Origin of the sequence: Anaerocolumna sedimenticola, assembly GCF_009931695.1 — a bacterium.
GTDB lineage: Bacteria > Bacillota > Clostridia > Lachnospirales > Lachnospiraceae > Anaerocolumna > Anaerocolumna sedimenticola.
The window spans coordinates 4106690-4127778 of the sequence record NZ_CP048000.1; the positions used below are offsets into that span (position 1 = coordinate 4106690).

The following is a 21089-nucleotide window of genomic DNA, read 5'->3' on the forward strand; positions in this document are numbered from 1 at the left end:
CTATGAGTTTGCAACAGCTTCTACATTCTTTTATTTCTATTTATTTTTATCCATTAATTCAGTTTCTAACCGAATGATATTTTTTTGTGCTTCATTTAATTCCTGTTTTAATGCTGCTATTTCTTTCGTCGCAGCGTCTAACCTGGTCTGAGCGGATATTAATTCATGTTTTAATTCAAAAATTTCATTGCTTTTGCTCTCATTATCATTTTCTATTTCTTTTATCTGATTACGGGTTTTAAAATAATCGTCCGCAATGTTAATTTCCATAAGGACACTTTTCATCTCAGAATCCAGCGATTTAAAAAAATCCTGTTTCTTAAATTCCATGTGTTTATTATTAATATAAGATGCAACCTTTTGAAGGTATTCTTCACTTTCATACCCAAGTAAAGTATATCTTTTGTTATTAATGATTACTTCGATATTGTTCATCTTATTCATGTAATCGCCTCTCAGAGTTTATTGTTCCAGCCGTCAATAAAGGCTGCTTAAATATTTAAATAACTTGTCCATTCTCCTACTGTCCATGCACCAACAGAAGCTTAACTTGATACATGTCATAACAACAGGACTTTATCAAAAACCGAAAACAATTTCTGATAAATACCATTATAAACTATCTGTTACGGTTACACAAGCTTTTCTTGGCACAGTCCAAAATGCTTATAAGCCAGTTCTGAAACAACCCGCCCCCTGGGTGTTCGTAGAATTAAACCGTTTTGAACTAAATAAGGTTCATATACCTCTTCTATGGTTCCGGTATCTTCCCCAATTGTGGTTGCTACGGTTTCAATTCCAACAGGGCCACCGCCAAATTTCTCAATCATGGTAAATAAAATCTCCCTGTCGGTATTATCTAACCCCAGCTTGTCCACTTCCAGTAAATCCAGTGCAAAATCAGCAACCTCTTTCGTAATATATCCATTATATTTTACCTGAGCAAAATCCCGGACTCTTTTTAATAAGCGGTTAGCCAGACGGGGGGTACCTCTGGAACGCCTGGCAAGTTCCAGCGCACCCTCTTCATCTATTTTAACCTGGAACACATTAGCTGACCGGCAAATAATGACCTTAAGCTCTTCTACGGTATAAAATTCCAAACGGTTCACTACACCAAATCGGTCTCTTAGGGGAGGTGTCAGCATTCCCGCCCTGGTAGTTGCCCCTACCAGCGTAAACTTAGGCAGATCCAAACGTATGGATTTCGCAGAAGCACCTTTACCGATAACAATATCAATTGCATAATCTTCCATCGCCGGATATAACAGTTCCTCCACCTGTCTGTTAAGACGATGGATTTCATCTACAAATAAAACATCCCCCTCTTGGAGATTATTAAGAATTGCCGCCATTTCACCCGGTTTCTCAATCGCAGGACCGGAAGTTACTTTTATATTGACGGACATTTCATTGGCAATGATTCCGGCTAAAGTAGTTTTACCAAGTCCCGGCGGTCCATAGAATAGTACGTGGTCTAAGGATTCCTTTCTTTGTTTTGCTGCTTCTATATATACCTTAAGATTTTCTTTTGCTTTGGTTTGTCCGATATAATCATCCAGAAGCTGGGGCCTTAAAGTACTTTCTATTTTTTTGTCTTCATCCATTAATTCCGTTGTAATGATACGTTTTCCCATATTAATCCCTATATCTTTCAAATTAACCTTTTTAAACTTTGCTTTAAGACATCTTCCGCAGTCATACCATCTTTTATTTCAATGTTTCTAACTACTTTAGCAGCATCGGTAGCAGAATATCCCAATACGGTAAGTGCTTCGATCGTTTCTTTTCTTACATCCCCCGTATTTGACTCTGTTCCCGTAAGTTTCAGCTGTCCATCCATCTGATTCATTAATTTCTGTTCAAAGGCATCTTCTAATTTTAATTTATCTTTTAATTCTATAATCAGTTTGCTTGCAGTTTTATTTCCGATTCCTGGTGCTTTTGCTATGGTTTTTACATCGTCGGATAACACCGCAAATCTTAAATCATCCGGTGTAATTGCGGATAAAATACCTAAAGCACCTTTCGGCCCAATACCATTCACGGTAATTAATAGCTTAAATACCGTTAAATCATCACGGGTTAAAAATCCGAATAACCCTACAGCATCTTCACGGACATGCAGATAGGTATAAATCTTTATAAGGCTGCCTGTCTTCGGTAAGTCATCTAAAGAAGAAAGGGGCATACGTACTTCATATCCCAAGCCGTTTGCCTCTACCACAATCCCTTCTTCACTTATTTCCGTTAATTCACCTTTTATGTATGATATCATATGTACACCAATACCTTTCAAAGCAAGGTAACCATTTATTAAAGTTTAAGTTCCTGCTTAATTTACCTCCATTATAACCTCTATAAAGAAATTAAGCAAGAACTTTCAAAACAAACGTTCGTATCACTGTGACTTAAGTTATCAGATTCGTCACGTTTAAGCGATATCATAAACGGAACGTACTTTTATTCCTTCCGTTCTACCTGTTATCACTTTTACTGAGACTTCTCCTCCATTGATATCAAAATAATTATCCGATAATTTTAAGTCCCCGAATTCATTACTGATTTCAACGCTCTTTGCATAAGCTTTGGCACTTACAGTAATAGTATCCCCATTTACCGTTACGGATAATTCCGGATCCTCAAATTCAAAATGCTTGGGAGCAGTAAATAAACAGGTGCCTCCTGATACATATCTTCCATCCATAACGAATTCATAGCTGAAATAATTGGACAATTCGTCATACCGGGTAAAATCTAACTTATCCAGCCAAATACTGGTCAGGGCGGGTACCGTAACATCTTTTTCACCGGATACAATTATTTCTGCTTTTGCATTTCTCAGAGCCCATTTAACCGTTCCTTTAATTTCATCCATCGTTTCATTGGCAACATTTAATCTTGCAGCTTTCTCAATCTCATGAGGCTCTTCTATACAATGAGGACGTTCCGTCATTTCGCCTGTTTCTTCACAGGAAATCATGATTGGTGCGAAAAAGCGTTTTTCCGAATAATGAAGAGCTTTCCATCGTCCGAAATAATCTATGCTTGCCCAGGATGCAACAGGCCAGATATCATTTAACTGCCATACAATTGCACCCATACATCTGCCGCGGTTTCTTCTCCAGTGTTCCACACCATAACGGATTGCATCTGCCTGCAATAACTGGGAAGTATAAATTAAATGGTCAAAATCCTTGGGATATAAATAATTGTCCGATACGTAATTTAATATCTTTCCATTGGCTGCTTTATTCCTTTGATGCATCTCCATGATCCTTGAAAAGATATTCCTGTCTTTCTTCTCTGTAAAGGATTCAATGGTTTTTAAGGATGGAAAAGATTGAAAACCAAACTCGGAAGCATAACGGAAAAAGAATTTACGGTATTCGGAAAATGGTTTATTTCCATGCCATACATCCCAGTAATGGGTATCTCCGCGGTTATAATTCCAGGAATCCTCATAATTACCGCCTGAGGATGGGGAAGACGGCCAATAAAAGGTCTGAGGGTCATATTCCTTAACAATTTTAGGAATGATATATTCAAATATCTTAATATAGTCCATTACCTGTTTCGGTGACGGATTCCAGGCTTTATCCTGAGTCTGGGTTTCCATCTCATTATTGCCGCACCATATGGCTAAGCTTGCATGATGACGAATACGTATAACATTGTCAATCGTTTCCTGGCGGATATTCTCTTCAAAATCCTCATCCAGTTCATAGCTGGCACAGGCATACATAAAATCAACCCACACCAGCAAACCTAATTCATCACAGATATCAAAAAAATAATCATCCGGGTAATAACCGCCGCCCCATACCCGAATCGTATTATGATTCGCTTCCACGCAATCCTCAAGTAAGGTTCTGGTACGGCCGGCATTGATTCTTCCAAACAGGTTATCCTCAGGAATATAATCAGCACCCATAGCAAATACCTGGACTCCATTTATTTCATGGGCAAAACTTTCGCCCCATTCATCTTTTTCTTTATGAATCGTAAGGGTCCTTAACCCGATTCTGCGCTCCCAAAGATCTAACACTTTTCCATCCCGATTGGTTAATTCAGCCTTTACCGTATACAATGGCTGCTCTCCGTACCCTTTCGGCCACCATAACTTAGGATTGTTAATTATAACCTCATCCTCTTCATTCTGTGTGTAGGTACTGCCATCCGGTCCGACAACCGTAATAGATGCTGTTAAATCCGTATTGTCTTTAAATAATTCAATGCTATAATCGAATTCTAAGGTCACTTTACCTTTTTCATGATTTTGTTTTATATAGACCTGTTCAAAACGTCCCCCATCAATTCCTAAAATCCGGACATCCCTCCAGATACCTGCATCCGGTAATCTTGGACCCCAATCCCAACCAAACATACAGTGAGCTTTTCTGATATGGGGAACCCCTCCATAGCATCCGAACTTCCGCCGGTATAACATTTTTCCTGCTCATCTTTAATATATTTTGTGGGAGAATGTAATACAACTTTTAGCTCATTTTCACCACTCCGGGCAAATTCCTTAATATCATATTCCCAGATTCTATGCATGTTAAATGCATCTCCAAGAAATTTATCATTCAAAAAGATATCTGCTAAAGTGTCGATGCCGTCAAAATGTAATAGTAAAGCATCCTTAGTTAACATTTCTTCACTTAAATCAAAATTAAGAGTATACGTAAAATCATTTTCCATTAATTTTAATGCTTTTAGCTCATTATCCCGATAAAAAGGGTCCGGCATCTTACCCAGTTCCAACAGTGTACTATACACGGTACCAGGTACTTTTGCTTCCATGTAATCCTCACTGATATCAAATACATTCTGCCCGTTAATCTTCATTTTCCATAAACCGTTCAGGCTCATCTCCAGCATATTAAAATAAACTCCTTCCGTTTACATCAGTGTGGAGAATAAATTCAGTATCCGTTGATAGGTTTTAAGATACCATGGTCTATTCTTCCAATCCTGATAAGTAATTTCTAAACTGATATCCATAGTGTTTAACAGGTCATCTTTGATTACATCAATAACTTCTCTGTTACACATCCAAAGACCGCATTCATAATGAAGATAAAAGCTGCGGTAATCCATATTAACGGTACCTACTATACCGCAATCTTCATTTATAATTGTTTTCGCATGAATAAATCCGGGTTTATACTCATAGATCTTAATTCCTGCCTCTAATAACTGCCCATAATTATAATTGGTAAGTCTCTTAACATTTTTCTTATCCGGTATATATGGAGTAATGATTCTGACATCGATTCCGCTTCGTACAGCAGTAATCAAAGCCTCTTTCATATCATCTTCAATTATAAGATAAGGTGTGGTAATATAGACATATTTTTTCGCATAATTAATTATCTGCTTATAAATAATCTCAATCGGATTATTAGGATTATTTGCCGGTCCATCGGCAATTACATGACAATAAACATCACTGGGCGGAAATTCCATAGTTGGCCTGTAAGGATTATAATCAATCCTCGCTCCGCTGTTGCATATCTCCCACATCTGAAGGAAAGTTACCGTAAGTCCCCAGACTGCATCTCCTACTACCCTGACTGCATTATCTTTCCAGGTTCCGAATCGGTGTACCAGATTTACATATTCATCTGCCAGATTCATACCACCGGTATAACCTATATTTCCATCAATTACGATTATCTTCTGGTGGCTCCTGTAATTCATATACAGCTTATCGGTATATTTATGGATGGGATTAAAAACAGCAATTTCAAAACCCTCAGCTTCCAGATTTTTCCTGAAGTTTTTCGGTGTTCTTAAAGTCGCACCAAAATCATCATACATGAACTTAACCTGAACTCCCTGTCTGATTTTGCTCAGTAAAAGCTTATGCATGTTATCCCATAATACGCCTTCTCCTACGATAAAGAAATTTATCAGGATAAATTTACCTGCATTTTTAATATCATCAAAAATAGCTTCAAACGTATCTTCACCCATAGGAAAATACTGAATCTGATTATTCTTAAATAGAGGGAAGTGCTGTGTCTCCATATATTTGGAAATTCTGCTTTTCGTAGGGTATTTTTCTGCATATTCTTTCGCTAACTCCGCATCATAATGTAAATACTGTATCCCATGATATATCTTAGCCAGAACCTGTTTTTCAATCTTCTTTTTCGTACCTGCCTTACCCCATAATGCATACATGATGTGGCCCGTTAACGGCAATATTAATACGATACAAATCCAGCTTATTTTATAGGATGGGCTTCTATTATCGTTCACAAGTCCTATCGTTACAAATATACTGAAAATCTCAATAATCATATAAATATAAATTGTAGACTCACTCAACCAATATGTAAGTAAGAATAGAACAGCAAATTGAAGTAATACCAATATTCCAACCAGAGCAACACGTAAAAACCCGCTTAAATAACTTTTGCAGGTACCTTTAATATCTTCATTCAGGATATTGCTCATTCGAAACCACCTCTCTTTACCGATACCAATAAATAACCTTTCTTGTAAATTTGTCAACTCTAATTCATGTCTAATGGAACGCAGGTCAGGAAAGGCTTTTAACAAACGTCTTTGGACATAACTTGTCTTGTTTTCTCTGGCCTGTAACTTGTTTATATAATCTTTTACATGGCGTTCCATATCATAACGCAATTTTTTAAATTCAAAACCTTCCCTGGATAGATTCCTTTCAATTAGTTTCTCCTTATTTTCTTCCATAAATGACTTAATATTATCTAATAGTTCAGAAGCTTTATAAGAAGATAATTTATGCTTTAATTCTTCCTTAGTTTCATAAATTCTGCTATTTTCTATATAATCCTGGAGGTCCTGTTTCAATTTTTGTAAATCCGTCAATATTGCATCCAACTGCAGAGTATGTATAACGGTAATTGTAGTATCAGATATAAATACAATGAAAATAAAATAACCGATGTATTCTCCATATAATCTCGGAATAACATCTAAGATCTGAACGATATGGGGCTGTAGAACTAAAGTCATAAAAATGGATAAAAATCCCCAAAAAACCGAAACCGATAAACAGATTCTGCCGTTAATATTAAATTTTTTATCACTGTAATCCCACCACTTCGCATGAAACAAAAGTTCCATACAAAAGGAAGTCAGATATTCCAGCAAGGTAGCCAGTAACATACCTCCTAAAAACACCAGAAAATACTGATTTCTGTATGGCCAAAACACGATATAAACTAAAGTAGCTCCGGCACCATAGATGGGAATGACTGGTCCATTTAAAAATCCACGGTTAACCCATGATTTTTTAAGAAAGGATACATAAAGGCTTTCGTACACCCATCCTAAAAAGGAATATATTATAAAATTATAGAAAACATTGATAAACTCAACTCCAAATATTTTTACGTTCCACATGGCAAACTTCAATCCTTAAATAGAATGTCAAAAGATATTATGCATATTTTAACATATTTATCACATGAAATACACAATTATTTTACATTCTTAATAGCCACTTGTAAAGTTAACCATTTATGATAAAATAATTAAGAAAAGATTAATTATCTGGAATATACAATTATATAGTATATCCCCTTTAACCAACAAGGAAAAAACTATGAAAACATACCATACAAAACTGAATATAAATCCGTCATACCCTCTGATGAATCCTTATACCTGGGAAGATATTATTTTTTTTGATATAGAAACGACCGGTTTTTCCGCTAAAAATTCCTATCTTTATTTAATCGGCTGTTTATATTATAAAGATAATACCTGGGAGATGACCCAGTGGCTTGCAGATGACATGTACAGTGAATCTTTGATAATAAAAGCTTTCTTTCAAACAATTAAATCGTACAAGCGCCTGATACACTTTAATGGCACCGGTTTTGATATTCCGTTTATCCTGCAAAAATGTAAACAACATTCTATTGATAATATGCTGGACTCAATTGAAAGTTACGATTTATATAAAAAAATAATTCCATTTAAAAAAGTTTTACCCTTACCAAATTATAAATTAAAAACAATTGAGAATTTTGCAGGAATAAAACGAAAGGATACCTATACGGGGGAAGATCTGATACAAATTTATGCCAATTATTTAGGCCGTCTGCAGATTGAAAAACTGAAAAAAAGTAATTCCGGTTTGCCTATCCCAACAAAAACCAATATTGATGATAGTATAACCCATATAGCTGATAGTATAACCCGGATAGATAAGGATAATACCAAAAATTTATCATCCCATGAATTATCCGGATTGCTCCTTCTCCATAATTTTGAAGATGTAAAAGGATTGATACAGATTTCAGATATTCTGTATTATACGGATATTTTTGAAAAAGACTCCATATGTCATTTAACTTTATTGGAGAAAGCAGTAAATGAAAATCCTGAGTCAGAAGTCATTCGGGCGGATAAGCTAAAAATTAATCAATTGGAAATACAGTTTAAACTCCCCTATACTTTACTAAAACCCATTACTTTAATCACACCGGTAAGCGGATTACTCTCCACTCCTCTGTCCGGCTTACATTTCGGGGGTTCCGAAGAAATTAGATCGGTAAATAACACTTTTTACCTTAAATTAAAATTGGAAAGTGATGTGCTGACTGTGGAACTTCCCTTATATGAGGGTGAATTAAAGTACTTCTATGAAAATTACCGGGATTACTATTATCTTCCAACGGAAGATACTGCAATTCATAAAAGTGTAGCCCAATATGTAGATAAAGAATATAAAGTAAAAGCGAAACCAGGTACCTGCTACATGAAAAAAAGCAGCTTATTCCTGCCGCAGACGGACAATTGCTTCCTACCGTTTTTTAAAGAAAATTATATGGATAAAATTACTTTCTTTGAAATGACAAATGAGGAATTTCAAAGCAATACAAAATTATATGTGTATATTAAATCAATTTTACATTTTATAACTGGCAATAAAGAAACCAGGATAATACCCTAATTGGTTTTGAATATCAAAAGACTGCCAAAATCCTGATAATAAATTTTAGTTTTTCCGATATAAGTATCACCTGAATAATATCATTAAAACGTACCATACTAACCACCAAACGGATAACTTATTTCAAAACTTGGTTATCCTAAGAAAGGAGATTATTATGGCAAAAAGTAAAGCTAAAAATACCACAACTAATAAAACGACAAATAAAACAACAAATAAAAACAATTCCAGTACCGATACCAAAAAGATACCGTCTTTTACCAGTGTGATACCTGATGAGGTAGAACGCCGTGATGGTCCTGGCGGAAATTAAACCATACACGCCAGTGACATCCCACCAAGAAAATTATCTTTTTGCATTTGTACGAATTCCCGGAGGGTTTTATCTCAGAGACGAACTTTCCTATAACTTAAAAAATGCCTAAAACCTTATATGGTTTTAGGCATTTTGACTTTTGTGATTGTTAATTATTCAGCAGGAATAATTTCTTTCTTGTTATAAGATCCACAAGCTTTGCAAACTCTGTGTGGCATCATTAACGCACCACATTTGCTGCACTTAACTAAATTAGGGGCAGACATTTTCCAGTTTGCTCTACGACTGTCTCTTCTAGCTTTTGAAGATTTATTCTTTGGACAGATAGCTCCCATGATTACACCTCCTTAAAATTATTGAATATATCTCGGATAACTGACATTCTGGGATCAGATACTTCCTTTTCGCAGTTGCAGGAACTCTTATTTAAATTCGTTCCGCAAACTTTGCATATACCTTTACAGTCCTCATCACACAGAACCTTCATGGGAAAGTCTATAAGTATTTCATTATAAACCAGTAAATCTACATCCAGATTATATCCATCAATATAATTTTTTTCATCTAATTCCTCAATTCGGTCTTCAGACCCTTGACCTAAATCTAAATTTTGATTTATCTTTAGTTCAAACCAGGTTTCCACGTCTTCAAGGCATCGGTTGCACGGAATTATTATAGATAATTTTGCTTCGCCCTCCACTTTCATCTTACGTTCACCCAGGTGGGTTATAGTTAAATCGACAAAAGATTTACTGGCAAAGGGATATTTAATTCCCTCCATACAAAAATTCTCTAGTTCGATAGGTGCTTGTATATGTTCGATTTTGCCTTTTACAGACATTATCTCAGATAAATTAATAATCATGACAATCTCCTATCATCAAAAATTCGCACTTCTTATATTATAGTCAGGCAACCATGTTTTGTCAATGACTATTTTATATTTTAAAATTTTATCGGTTCGTTATAACCGGAATAACTGAATGGTCACGATTATAATAATGCTACAGTTTCTCTTGCAATTGCTAATTCTTCATTGGTAGGTATTACACAAACCTTAACTTTAGAATCATCTGTAGTAATTACGATTTCCTTACCTCTTGTATTATTCTTCTCTGTGTCTACTTTTATACCAAGAAATTCTAAATAAGAAAGAACAGAAGCTCTTACTTTCATATCATTTTCGCCTAAACCTGCTGTAAATGAAATTGCATCTACACCATTCATGGCTGCTGCATAAGAACCGATATATCTGGCAACACGGTAAATAAATACCTCTTTCGCTATTTTTGCTTTTTCATTGCCTGAATCGGCTGCCGCTTCTAAATCCCTGAAATCACTGGATACACCGGACATACCATATACACCGGATTTCTTTTGTAAAATATTCATGATCTCTTCAATGGATTTGCCTTCTTTATTTGCAATAAACTCAATAATAGCCGGATCAATGCTCCCGCTTCTTGTGCCCATTATTAAACCTTCCAGTGGTGTAAATCCCATACTGGTATCAACGGATTTTCCGTTTAATACGGCTGTAATACTTGCACCATTTCCCAAGTGGCAAACAATAACTTTGGAATTATTTGTATCCAGACCAGTTAAATCAAGAGTTTTCTTTGCAACATAGCTATGGCTGGTTCCATGGAAACCATATCTTCTAATTTTATATTTTTCATAATATTCATACGGAAGGCCATATAAATATGCCTTAGGAGGCATAGTCTGGTGGAAAGCGGTATCAAATACACCGACCATAGGAACACCCGGCATAATAGCCTGGCAAGCACGGATACCGATTAAGTTAGCAGGGTTGTGTAACGGAGCCAAATCATTACATTCTTCAATAGCGGCAATAACTTCTTCCGTAATTACTACGGAGGATGCAAATTTTTCACCGCCGTGAACTACTCTATGTCCAACTGCACCAATTTCACTAAGGGATTTTATAACGCCATGATTGTTATCTGTAAGTGCGTCAAGTACCATTTTAATAGCTGCTTCATGATTCCCCATAGGCGCTTCCATTACCACTTTTTCACCGCCGGCAGGTGTATGATTTAAACGTCCATCAATACCGATTCTTTCGCAGAGGCCGACAGCTAATGCTTTCTCACTCTCGGAATCAATTAATTGATATTTTAAGGAAGAGCTTCCACAGTTAATTACTAAAACTTTCATTATTTTTCTCCTTTATTGTAAATAATATAACTATGTTGTATGACACAGTTTTCAAAATAAACTGGAAAAGGCAGGTTCTGTTACATATCCTACCTTTTTATTCCTATTTATTAAATTATTGGGCGCCTGCTTGTACGGCAGTAATGGCAATTACACCTACAATATCTTCCGCAGTACAACCTCTGGATAAATCGTTAACAGGTTTTGCTATACCTTGGGTAATCGGTCCGTAAGCTTCTGCTTTTGCAAGTCTTTGGGTTAATTTATATCCAATATTACCGGCATCCAAATCAGGGAAGATTAAAACATTTGCTTTACCTGCAATTTCGCTGCCAGGAGCTTTTGAAGCACCAACGCTTGGAACAATGGCAGCATCCAGCTGATATTCTCCGTCCAATTTTACATCAGGATAAGCTTCTTTTGCTATTCTGGTAGCTTCTACAACTTTATCAACATCCGCATGTTTTGCACTGCCTTTTGTTGAATGGGAAAGCATGGCTACTACCGGTTCTTCTCCAACTAATAATTGAAAGCTTTTTGCTGAACTTCCTGCTATTGCAGCTAATTCTTCCGCATTTGGATTCTGGTTTAATCCTGCATCGGAGAAAATAAAAGTTCCATTAGAGCCATATTCGCAATTCGGAACTACCATAACGAAAAATGCCGATACTAATTTTGTACCGGGTGCAGTTTTAAGAATTTGAAGAGAAGGTCTTAATACATTAGCTGTTGCATTAATTGCACCTGCTACCATACCGTCTGCATCTCCTGCTTTTACCATGGTAACACCAAAGGTTAAATAATCTTTGGTCAATGCTTCTTTCGCAGATTCTGCAGTCATACCTTTACTTTTTCTTAATTCTACCAAAAGATTAATATAAGATTCTAACTTATCAGTAGTTGCAGGGTCTACAATAGCAGCTCCTGTAAGATTTAATCCAGCAGCTTCTTTTTTGATAGTCTCTTCATTACCGACAAGAACAATATTTGCGATACCTTCTTCTAATATTTTTGCCGCAGCTTCCAAGGTTCTTTTATCACTGGTTTCCGGTAATACAATCGTTTTTTTGTTTTGTTTTGCTCTTTCCTTAATTGCGTCAATAAATCCCACGTCAATATCTCCTTTCGTAAATAACACTGCCTTTTAGGCAGTCGTTTAAAGCCTGTCCTTATAAGGCAGACCTCTTTTTATTATATATGCCAAGAACTGCAAACAGAATGTTTTTACAATTCAAAAGCAAAATCTCAGATACATTATAGTCCAAATGCTTGTGGTATACAAGTAAGAATTAAATAATTTTTTATAAAAAAGTATCTGTTTTAAATATTATAATTAGTTATCTTACTTCTTAAACCAAAGAAACTAACTTTTTATAAAGATTTCCATACTTTGATTTTATATCTGCATAAATATGTATGGGTTTATAAGTACTTTTATTTACATTTTCCATAATTTCATCAAAATGACATATGACACAATCAACCGTATCCGGGCAAACCTTACCATTTGCCGAATCCCTGGTTATAATATTTAAAATTGTTTCCTTATTAAAGGATTCTTTATAACTTCGTTTCCCGCATAATGCACTGATAATATCCGCTATTGCAAGAATTTTTTGGGGCAGGGTTAATTCTTCTTTTTTTAACCCACGGTAATATCCTGATCCATCTAATTTTTCATGGTGCCTTATTGCAATTTCCAAGATATCCGGCTGTATATAATCCCCTAATATATATTCGCTCATCATAACATGATTCTTCATAATATTCATTTCTTCATCCGTTAATTTTCTGGGGGCTTCTAATATGGGAATTGGTGTGGAAATTTTACCGATATCATGTAATAAAGCACCATAATGAAGAATACTTCTTTCATATTCCTTTAAATTCATAAGTTTACCGATTTCATCAGCGATACTGACTGTCGTAATCGTATGCATTACGGTATATTCACTTCTAAAATCTATCGAATAAATTAACATTTCCAGATACATTTCAATTTCATTTTGTGAAAAGTTTACTTCTTCAAAAATCCGGTTCAATTCTTCCAGATATGACTGATCCTTTATATGCTTAAGTATATGGAACTTTTCATCAGCTCTTTTAAATGCATCGATTGCTTCCTGTGAAAATTTAACATCTCTATAATCTTCCATTAGTCTGTCTATATCCGGATTTTCAGAGTTCATCAGGCATACATCAATCCGGTCTGCCAGGTTTAAATATCCCGCAATTTTTCCAGACGGACTATTTAACCTGTTTAGTTTACTGTAATCAAGATGATGATACAATACAATTTCCGCTAAATCGTCAAGTGGAGATAAATATTTAAGAAACAGGTATCCATAGATGGAATGCCCCCATACATTCACCGTTTCAAATTGTATCATTTTATCTAGTTCTTCGTTTTTGTAAGCCCCAATATCATGTAACAGCGCTGTAAAGGTATAGGAAAGAATTTGTTCATTGGTATACCTGTTTTCACAGGTTAACATTTTATGTAGCAAATAACTTACCCTTTCCCCATGGTGTATAAGTCTGTCGTCAATTAAATTAAGGGTTTTTCTAATTATATTAACCACGTTTCTGCTGCTGATAATATCCATTTTTCATCCCCACTTTTATTCCTGCCGCAAATTATATTATAAATTTATCCATTTTATAGTAACATACGAAGGTTTGAGAAACAAGCATTTGATAGAAAAAGATGGGGCTGTTGTAAAATCTTTCATTTATCGAATCGGCATTATTAACTAATGACAGCGATAAACTTTAAGTTTTTTACAAATCCCCATCTTTAACCCAAGACATTTAATTGTAGGATATTAAGCAAAAAAATGGATTGAAAATACTTGGTTCCTTAATCCCTAATAAATTAGAATTTTCTTAATTTATTAACGGATTGCGGAAGTTTTGGCTGATACCCAAAAAATACGCAAGCTGAATTGGCAGTTTTTTTAGCAGTTCCCATAGCTACTTTTGATACTACATTTAAAACCTTTTTTTCCATTTCATTTTTCATACTACTACCTCCATTTTTTAAATTATTTGGTTTATAGTTTTATGTAAAGGTATTTATGATTTTCAATTATACAATAATTGGTAATTTTTACAATACATTTTGCGTATTCTACATGTTTTTTGTCTATTCTACATGTCCTAACCCTGAATCATAGATTTTCTAGATTTTAAGTTAATACCGGCTAATGCAATCAGAAGTTCAAAGGTTAAACTTAATGTAATTATAAAGCTTAATTCATTCCATAATAACATCTTAAAAATCAATACCAAAGCTAGTTCTATTATGATAAGAAAGCCGGCTTTACTTTTATAATATGTTAATTCCGTATCATCAAGCGGTTTGTTCTCAGATTCCACCGGAACAATTAAAAATAAAATTAAGCTGGAAGCTAAGGAAAGAATAGCGCTATATTCCATAATACTCACTGGACTAAAACGTACCAAACACAAAAATGTTAGTACTGCCAAACAGGATAAAAAATAGCACTTTAACGGTGTTTTTGCATGGTAACCTCCGGAATTCTCCCTTAGTGGTACAAACGCTATTAAAAAGATAACCAACTCCGGTAAAAGTCTAAAACAAATCCCTAAAATTAAATACGAAACAATATGACAAGCTCTCATAAGAAAATTTTCGATTCCAAACTGATAAATTTCAAAATCTTCCTGCTTAATCATATTATTTTTAATTAGTCTGTTTGTAAGGCTCACTGATGCTTTACTAAACATAAAAAACCTCCCCCCTATTTTATAACCCCTTATCTTAGTTTGATTATTACTAGATTATATTTTACAGTTTTATGGTAAATATTTCAATATAGCTTGTCTATTCTACACGTTTTTTGTCTATTCTACATATTGCTTAATTATTACTCTTCCTGCCGCCCTTGTTTGGATAATATAATACTACATACAAACATATTACCTTCCTTCTGGATATTAAAATCACCGTTATATTTACTGATTACTTTAGTAACATTTGGTATACCGATACCACTATGATTTTTCTTATTAGACTTCATGTTCAAGCCGATATCGGATAAGGTTTCATTGATCGTATTTTTAATATTGATAACGATTAAATTATTAAAAGCCCCTACCTGAACAATTATGGATTTTTCCCCCTCCAGCTCCTGACAGGCCTCAAGCGCATTATCCAGTAAATTTGCAAAAATAGTGGTTAAATCAATATTATCGATAAAATCCAGATTAACCTCTTCTATCTTACAGGTAAAATTAATTTTTTCCTGTTCCGCAATGCGGATCTTATCATTTAGAATAATATTCAACATACGGTTATCGGTATATTCATCCAGTTTAAAGGAATCCAGCTTATTTCTTACTTTTTGGGAATATTCTGCCGCAGTTTTATTTTCTTTCTGATTATACAACTCCTCTATAGCCCGGATATGTCTTTTTACATCATGTAATATACTTAGTGATTCCCGGTATTGCTGTTCAATATTATCATAATACTGATACTGCATTCTGGATTGTTGAATAAATAAATGGTTTTCGTATTGCAGTCTGTTGTTTTCAGATGCGAATTCCAGTATTTTCAAAAAATGAGTATTAATTATTACGATTCCTGCAATCGTTATCAACGCCAGTAAAGTATACCAATCCGATATATTTTTCTTCAGCAAAATAGACAGAATATATATGTTAATTACACTAAAAACGGCATATACAAATGCAAAAAAATACTGCTGATAGGTTAATTCATTAATATTTTTCTTTTTCATAATCCGCAGAATTACCGTATGACTGATAAAAATTACAATTACCTGTGTAATAGTAATATTAAATAAAGCTTTCATTTTAAGTGATGCCGTAGTAATATGTAATGTCTTATATAAAAAATTCAGTAAAACAATCCCTATAGATTCACAGGCACCCATACAGATTACGATACTTACGATAAAAATTAATTTTTTCTTATTACTGCCAATATAAAATTTCATCGCAATATATTCTGATATAATAATTACTGATATAATATTAATCCATACATTATTCAGTGCATTGATACCAGCAAGTATACATATAAATACAGCTTTCACCAGGTGGTATAACTTTTTATCCCTACAACTGCGTTCAAATAATTGATCCAGAAAATCCATAATAATACTGACAGATACCATGCCGGATAAAAACAATCCAACCATATAAATTATATTTTTCATTCCTACACCTCTGCTTTTATTACCAATCAATTACTTTCCAGTTTCTTTTGTAAAAATTCCCGCATGATCCGCTTAAAATCCGCTGCTCTCTTTTGTGCTACCGGTACGATGTCATAATTTAACATAATTATCTCATCTTTCACATAATCTTTCATGTTATTTATGTTTACTACAAAGCTCTGATGAGGTGTAACAAAATCATATTGATGAAGCTTTTCTTCTACTGAAGTTATGGTTTCAGATAACATAAAATTACCTTTTTTTGTAACTGCCTTAAGCTTACGGTCCACCCGTTCGAAATAGTAAATATCATCAATAGCCAGCCTTATACTGTTTTTTCCTGCATTAAATGCAACGATATGATATTTATATTCCTCATTTAATTTTTTTCGCAGTATTTTTTCCAATGCTTCATCCAGTTGATTATAGATTAGATCTTTTGTTACCGGTTTCTCCAGATAATCAAAGGCATGTACGGAAAGCGCTTCTTTGGTTAAGCCAGCATAACTGGTTAAATAAATTATTTCTACCGTTTTATTTTTCTTACGTAAACGTCTGGCTGTCTCAATTCCATCCATACCTGCCATAATGATGTCCAGAAATATTATATCATACTCTTTCTCTTCGGACATCAGGCTCTCCCCATTATGAAATACATCACACCTGATCTCCTCATTCCGATCTTTCATGTATTGATTAATAATTTCCATCATTTCATCGGTTATGGAGATATCATCATCACATATTGCTATATTAATCAATATAATCCCCCCTTATAGTAACAATAATATAATTATACCTATTTTTTGTAAATTTTGGAAGTATATAATTAGGACTACAAATGTTTACCATAATTTAACAACATAAAATATCTACCTGCTTTCCCATTTTTCTATATCTTATAAATATAGAGTAAATAAACAACAAGTCATATACCACTTGTAAAATATAAACCCTTATATTATCATGTAAATTAGATAATAGCGAAACAAGATTATTGTATTTATATCTGAAAACTATATAGTTTCGCAATTACCTATACCATGTAATTACTAAAATTCATTTATTCAAAGGAGCAGCTATGAAAACAGTTGGTTTAATTACCGAATATAATCCCTTTCACAATGGACATTTCTATCACATACAGGAAGCAAAAAGAATAACCGGCGCGGATTATGTGGTTGTGGTTATGAGCGGTAATTTTGTACAACGGGGTGCTCCTGCCATTATTGATAAATACAGCCGTACGGATATGGCATTGGCCTGTGGTGCGGATCTGATATTGGAACTGCCGGTTTGTTATGCAACGGCAAGTGCCGAATTTTTTGCTGTGGGAGCAATATCCCTTTTAGATAAATTGGGAATTATAGATTATTTATGTTTTGGCAGTGAATGCGGGGATACTAAACTTTTAGAATCAATTGCTGAAATCCTTATAGATGAACCAAGAGAATACCGGGAATTGTTAAATCAGTATCTTAAAGAGGGTATAACCTTTCCTGCCGCAAGAGGTAAAGCATTAACGGCCATATCACCCCAGATAACAGAATCCATACTATTGAGTCCTAATAACATACTTGGTATTGAATATATAAAAGCTATTTTACGTCTTAACAGTTCCATTAAACCTATTACAATTAAAAGAAAATCAGCAGATTATCACGAAGTTGAATTAACTTCACACTCTGAGAACACCATCAGCAGTGCAACTGCTATCCGCAAATCCCTGTTGGAGGATACTATAATAAGCAATCAATATGATGATTTTAAGCAAGGCAGCTCAAAAGTTGATCCTGTTATCAATCATAATATCAGTATCAATTTGAATGCTATAAAAAATCATATTCCTGATTCTGTTTATGAAATCTTACTAAAAAATTATCATAAAACTTTTCCTATTCAGGATGAGGATTATTCTTTATTATTAAAATATAAATTAATGCTGGAAAACAAAACATCCCTGTCAAAATATACGGATATATCGGTTGATTTAGCCAACCGTATTTATGACTTAGATTTTCAGGGATATACCTTTTTACAAACAGCACAGTTAATAAAGTCAAAGCAATGGACTTTAACCCGTATAAACCGCGGATTGATTCACCTATTATTAAATCTGTATTCCGATAATTTTAATACGTATAAAGAGGTTGGTTATACCCAATATGCCAGATTACTAGGCTTCAAAAAAAGCTCTTCCCATCTCATCCGCAATATTGTAAATAAGGAGAACATCCCTGTTATAACTAAAATGGCGGATGCCAAAGAACAGCTTAGCGAGCCAGGTTTAACCATGCTGAAAGAAGATATCTTTGCAGCCAATCTTTATAATATGGTTGTATTTGAAAAATATGGGACAATCCTTAAAGATGAATATACTCATGGGTTATAATAAGATAATTTCCAATTCTTTGACTTTTTTAGAATTTGCATAATTTGTTTACATTGGTATAATGCAGAAGCAGAAAAATACATATATTAAATTCTTGATTTATCTGCTTCTGTTCTTTTTTAATCATGTTTTTAAATAAATATTATTAAGCCATCAGCTCTTCCATTTCATCAAGTAGTTTTCCAAATAAGCCAAGAGCCTGCTCCACCGGTTCTCTTGTGCTCATATCCACGCCGGCTTTTTTAAGTAATTCAATCGGATAATCTGAACTACCGCCGCTTAAGAACTTACCGATATAATCATCGACTGCCGGTTTACCCTCTTTCAAAATCTTTCTTGACAGTGCAATTGCTGCAGAATAACCGGTAGCATATTGATATACATAAAAAGCATTATAAAAATGGGGAATTCTTGCCCATTCCATATCTATTTCAGGGTCAACCACAATATCATTTCCAAAATATTGTATATTAAGATCACGGTAAAGCTTGCACAGTGTATCTGAGGTAAGCGCTTCACCATCCATGGATTTCTGGTGTGTAATCATTTCAAATTCAGCAAACATGGTCTGCCTGTAGAGCGTAGTTCTGAATTGTTCCAGGAAGTGGTTAATTAAATAAGCTCTTTCTTGTCTTTTCTGGGTTTTACCCAGCAGATATTCCATCAATAATGCCTCATTACAGGTGGAAGCTACCTCGGCAACAAAGATACGATAACCTGCATAAGTAATAGGCAGTGCAGCATCCGAATGATAACTGTGCAAGGCGTGTCCCATTTCGTGTGCAAGGGTAAATACATGATCCAAAGTATCCTGATAGTTTAACAATACATAGGGATGAGTGCCATAGGCTCCCCAGGAATAAGCTCCGCTGCGTTTACCCTCATTTTCATATACATCAATCCAATGGTTATCAAACCCTTCTTTTAAAGCCGCACGGTATTTATCTCCCAGTGGTTCCAAACCATTATAAACCATTTCTTTTGCTGCTTCAAAATCAATTTTCATACCTGCATCTTTTACAATAGGTGTATACAGATCATACATATGAAGTTCGTTAAGACCCAGAAGCTTTTTGCGGAGAGATACATAACGGTGGAGAAGAGGTAAATTTTCATGTACCACATCAATCAGATTCGTATATACGGAAAGAGGGACATTACTTTTATCCAGTTCTTTCGCCAGGGTAGACGGATATTTTCTAACCTTTGCATAAAATGCTTCCTGTTTTACATTGGCACTGAAGGTAGCCGCCAAGGTATTTTTAAATTTTTTATATGTGGCATAAAGAGTCTGGAAAGCTTCCTGTCTGACTCTTCTGTCAGAACTTTCTAAAAAGGATACATACCTGCCATGGGTCAATTCCACCATTTCTCCGTCTTCATTTTTAATCTCAGGGAATTTTAAATCCGCATTATTAAACATGGAAAATATGCTGTCCGGAGCATCTGCCATTTCTCCTGTATCTGCAATCAGTTCTTCCATCTCAGTTGATAAAGTATGAGGTTTCTGCCTTATGATTTCTTTTATGGCAAATTCGTATGTTTTTAATTCCTGATTAGAAACAAGGAAAGAATTTAAGGTCTCTTCGGGTATACTTAAAATCTCCGGTACCATAAAGGATAAGGCACTGCTTACCTGGACGGATAAATTCGTTGCCTGATTGGATAATGCCTGGTAAGTACTCTCTCCAGTATCCTCATGATATTTTTGATTGGCATAAACATATACCCTCTCTAAATGCAGAGAAATCTCATCATGTAATTGCCAGAACTCGAAAAGTGTTTCTGCTGATTCAGATAATTTTCCTTGATAACTGCTGATTTTAGGAATTAAATCCTTTGTTAGTGCAAATTCTTTCTTCCACTCTACATCATTAGGAAATAAATCTTCAATCGCCCATTTGTATTTCCTATCTACTTCATTTCTTTTTTTTAACTTTTTCTTCTCCATATTTTTTCCTTTCCGGGTTGTATTTAATAAAAGCTTCTATAAATAAATATGATTAATCATATGATATTAATTATACTACAGTC

Annotated in this window: 19 protein-coding genes; 3 read left to right on the forward strand and 16 right to left on the reverse strand. The window is 34.6% G+C overall.

What is annotated here, in order from left to right; translation table 11 throughout:
• Positions 1 to 36: 36 nt before the first annotated feature.
• From zapA to cls, 6 genes are all read right to left on the reverse strand, one after another.
• Positions 37 to 444 carry a cell division protein ZapA gene (zapA, locus tag Ana3638_RS18235; protein ID WP_161839309.1) on the reverse strand — a complete coding sequence of 136 codons (408 nt, stop codon included), beginning with the start codon at positions 442 to 444 and terminating at the stop codon, positions 37 to 39.
• A gap of 188 nt (positions 445 to 632) precedes the next feature.
• Positions 633 to 1637, reverse strand: a complete 1005-nt coding sequence (ruvB, locus tag Ana3638_RS18240) for a Holliday junction branch migration DNA helicase RuvB (protein WP_161840623.1) — start codon at positions 1635 to 1637, stop codon at positions 633 to 635.
• Positions 1638 to 1654: 17 nt separating this feature from the next.
• Positions 1655 to 2278, reverse strand: a complete 624-nt coding sequence (gene ruvA, locus Ana3638_RS18245) for a Holliday junction branch migration protein RuvA (RefSeq protein ID WP_161839310.1) — start codon at positions 2276 to 2278, stop codon at positions 1655 to 1657.
• A gap of 156 nt (positions 2279 to 2434) precedes the next feature.
• Positions 2435 to 4387: a beta-mannosidase gene (locus tag Ana3638_RS18250; RefSeq protein ID WP_330587647.1), complete on the reverse strand. Its 1953-nt coding sequence runs from the start codon at positions 4385 to 4387 to the stop codon at positions 2435 to 2437.
• Positions 4321 to 4884, reverse strand: coding sequence for a glycosyl hydrolase 2 galactose-binding domain-containing protein (locus Ana3638_RS26465; protein WP_330587648.1), 564 nt, complete (start codon positions 4882 to 4884; stop codon positions 4321 to 4323). The genes Ana3638_RS18250 and Ana3638_RS26465 overlap by 67 nt, the downstream gene beginning before the upstream one ends.
• 21 nt (positions 4885 to 4905) lie before the next feature.
• Positions 4906 to 7401 carry a cardiolipin synthase gene (gene cls, locus Ana3638_RS18255; protein ID WP_161839311.1) on the reverse strand — a complete coding sequence of 832 codons (2496 nt, stop codon included), beginning with the start codon at positions 7399 to 7401 and terminating at the stop codon, positions 4906 to 4908.
• A 202-nt stretch (positions 7402 to 7603) separates the two neighbouring features.
• Between cls and Ana3638_RS18260 the strand changes: the two genes are divergently transcribed.
• Together Ana3638_RS18260 and Ana3638_RS18265 are read left to right on the forward strand one after the other, a co-directional pair.
• Complete coding sequence (locus tag Ana3638_RS18260; protein WP_161839312.1) at positions 7604 to 8959, forward strand: ribonuclease H-like domain-containing protein; 1356 nt, start codon at positions 7604 to 7606, stop codon at positions 8957 to 8959.
• Positions 8960 to 9116: 157 nt separating this feature from the next.
• Entirely contained in the window at positions 9117 to 9272 is a 156-nt protein-coding gene (locus Ana3638_RS18265) for a hypothetical protein (RefSeq protein WP_161839313.1), read from the forward strand.
• Positions 9273 to 9427: 155 nt separating this feature from the next.
• Here the strand turns inward: Ana3638_RS18265 and rpmF are convergent, their stop codons facing one another.
• From rpmF to Ana3638_RS18310, 9 genes are all read right to left on the reverse strand, one after another.
• Positions 9428 to 9610: a 50S ribosomal protein L32 gene (gene rpmF, locus Ana3638_RS18270; protein ID WP_161839314.1), complete on the reverse strand. Its 183-nt coding sequence runs from the start codon at positions 9608 to 9610 to the stop codon at positions 9428 to 9430.
• A gap of 2 nt (positions 9611 to 9612) precedes the next feature.
• Positions 9613 to 10140, reverse strand: a complete 528-nt coding sequence (locus Ana3638_RS18275) for a YceD family protein (protein ID WP_161839315.1) — start codon at positions 10138 to 10140, stop codon at positions 9613 to 9615.
• A gap of 128 nt (positions 10141 to 10268) precedes the next feature.
• On the reverse strand, positions 10269 to 11456 hold the full coding sequence (locus tag Ana3638_RS18280) for an acetate kinase (protein ID WP_161839316.1): 1188 nt from the start codon (positions 11454 to 11456) through the stop codon (positions 10269 to 10271).
• A gap of 115 nt (positions 11457 to 11571) precedes the next feature.
• On the reverse strand, positions 11572 to 12567 hold the full coding sequence (pta, locus tag Ana3638_RS18285; protein WP_161839317.1) for a phosphate acetyltransferase: 996 nt from the start codon (positions 12565 to 12567) through the stop codon (positions 11572 to 11574).
• 238 nt (positions 12568 to 12805) lie between these two features.
• The gene (locus Ana3638_RS18290; protein ID WP_161839318.1) at positions 12806 to 14062 is read right to left on the reverse strand and encodes an HD-GYP domain-containing protein; all 1257 of its coding nucleotides are present in this window, start codon (positions 14060 to 14062) and stop codon (positions 12806 to 12808) included.
• 269 nt (positions 14063 to 14331) lie between these two features.
• Positions 14332 to 14478 carry a cyclic lactone autoinducer peptide gene (locus tag Ana3638_RS18295; protein WP_246240354.1) on the reverse strand — a complete coding sequence of 49 codons (147 nt, stop codon included), beginning with the start codon at positions 14476 to 14478 and terminating at the stop codon, positions 14332 to 14334.
• A gap of 137 nt (positions 14479 to 14615) precedes the next feature.
• Positions 14616 to 15206 (reverse strand): accessory gene regulator ArgB-like protein, encoded by a 591-nt coding sequence (locus Ana3638_RS18300; RefSeq protein WP_161839319.1) that lies wholly within the window; start codon positions 15204 to 15206, stop codon positions 14616 to 14618.
• A 140-nt stretch (positions 15207 to 15346) separates the two neighbouring features.
• Positions 15347 to 16663 (reverse strand): sensor histidine kinase, encoded by a 1317-nt coding sequence (locus Ana3638_RS18305; protein ID WP_161839320.1) that lies wholly within the window; start codon positions 16661 to 16663, stop codon positions 15347 to 15349.
• 26 nt (positions 16664 to 16689) lie between these two features.
• Positions 16690 to 17424 (reverse strand): LytR/AlgR family response regulator transcription factor, encoded by a 735-nt coding sequence (locus Ana3638_RS18310; RefSeq protein ID WP_161839321.1) that lies wholly within the window; start codon positions 17422 to 17424, stop codon positions 16690 to 16692.
• Positions 17425 to 17744: 320 nt separating this feature from the next.
• Between Ana3638_RS18310 and Ana3638_RS18315 the strand changes: the two genes are divergently transcribed.
• Positions 17745 to 19055 (forward strand): nucleotidyltransferase, encoded by a 1311-nt coding sequence (locus Ana3638_RS18315; protein WP_161839322.1) that lies wholly within the window; start codon positions 17745 to 17747, stop codon positions 19053 to 19055.
• Between the two features lie 145 nt (positions 19056 to 19200).
• On the opposite strand, the gene pepF is transcribed toward Ana3638_RS18315, so the two are convergent.
• On the reverse strand, positions 19201 to 21006 hold the full coding sequence (gene pepF, locus Ana3638_RS18320) for an oligoendopeptidase F (protein ID WP_161839323.1): 1806 nt from the start codon (positions 21004 to 21006) through the stop codon (positions 19201 to 19203).
• Between the last annotated feature and the right edge of the window lie 83 nt (positions 21007 to 21089).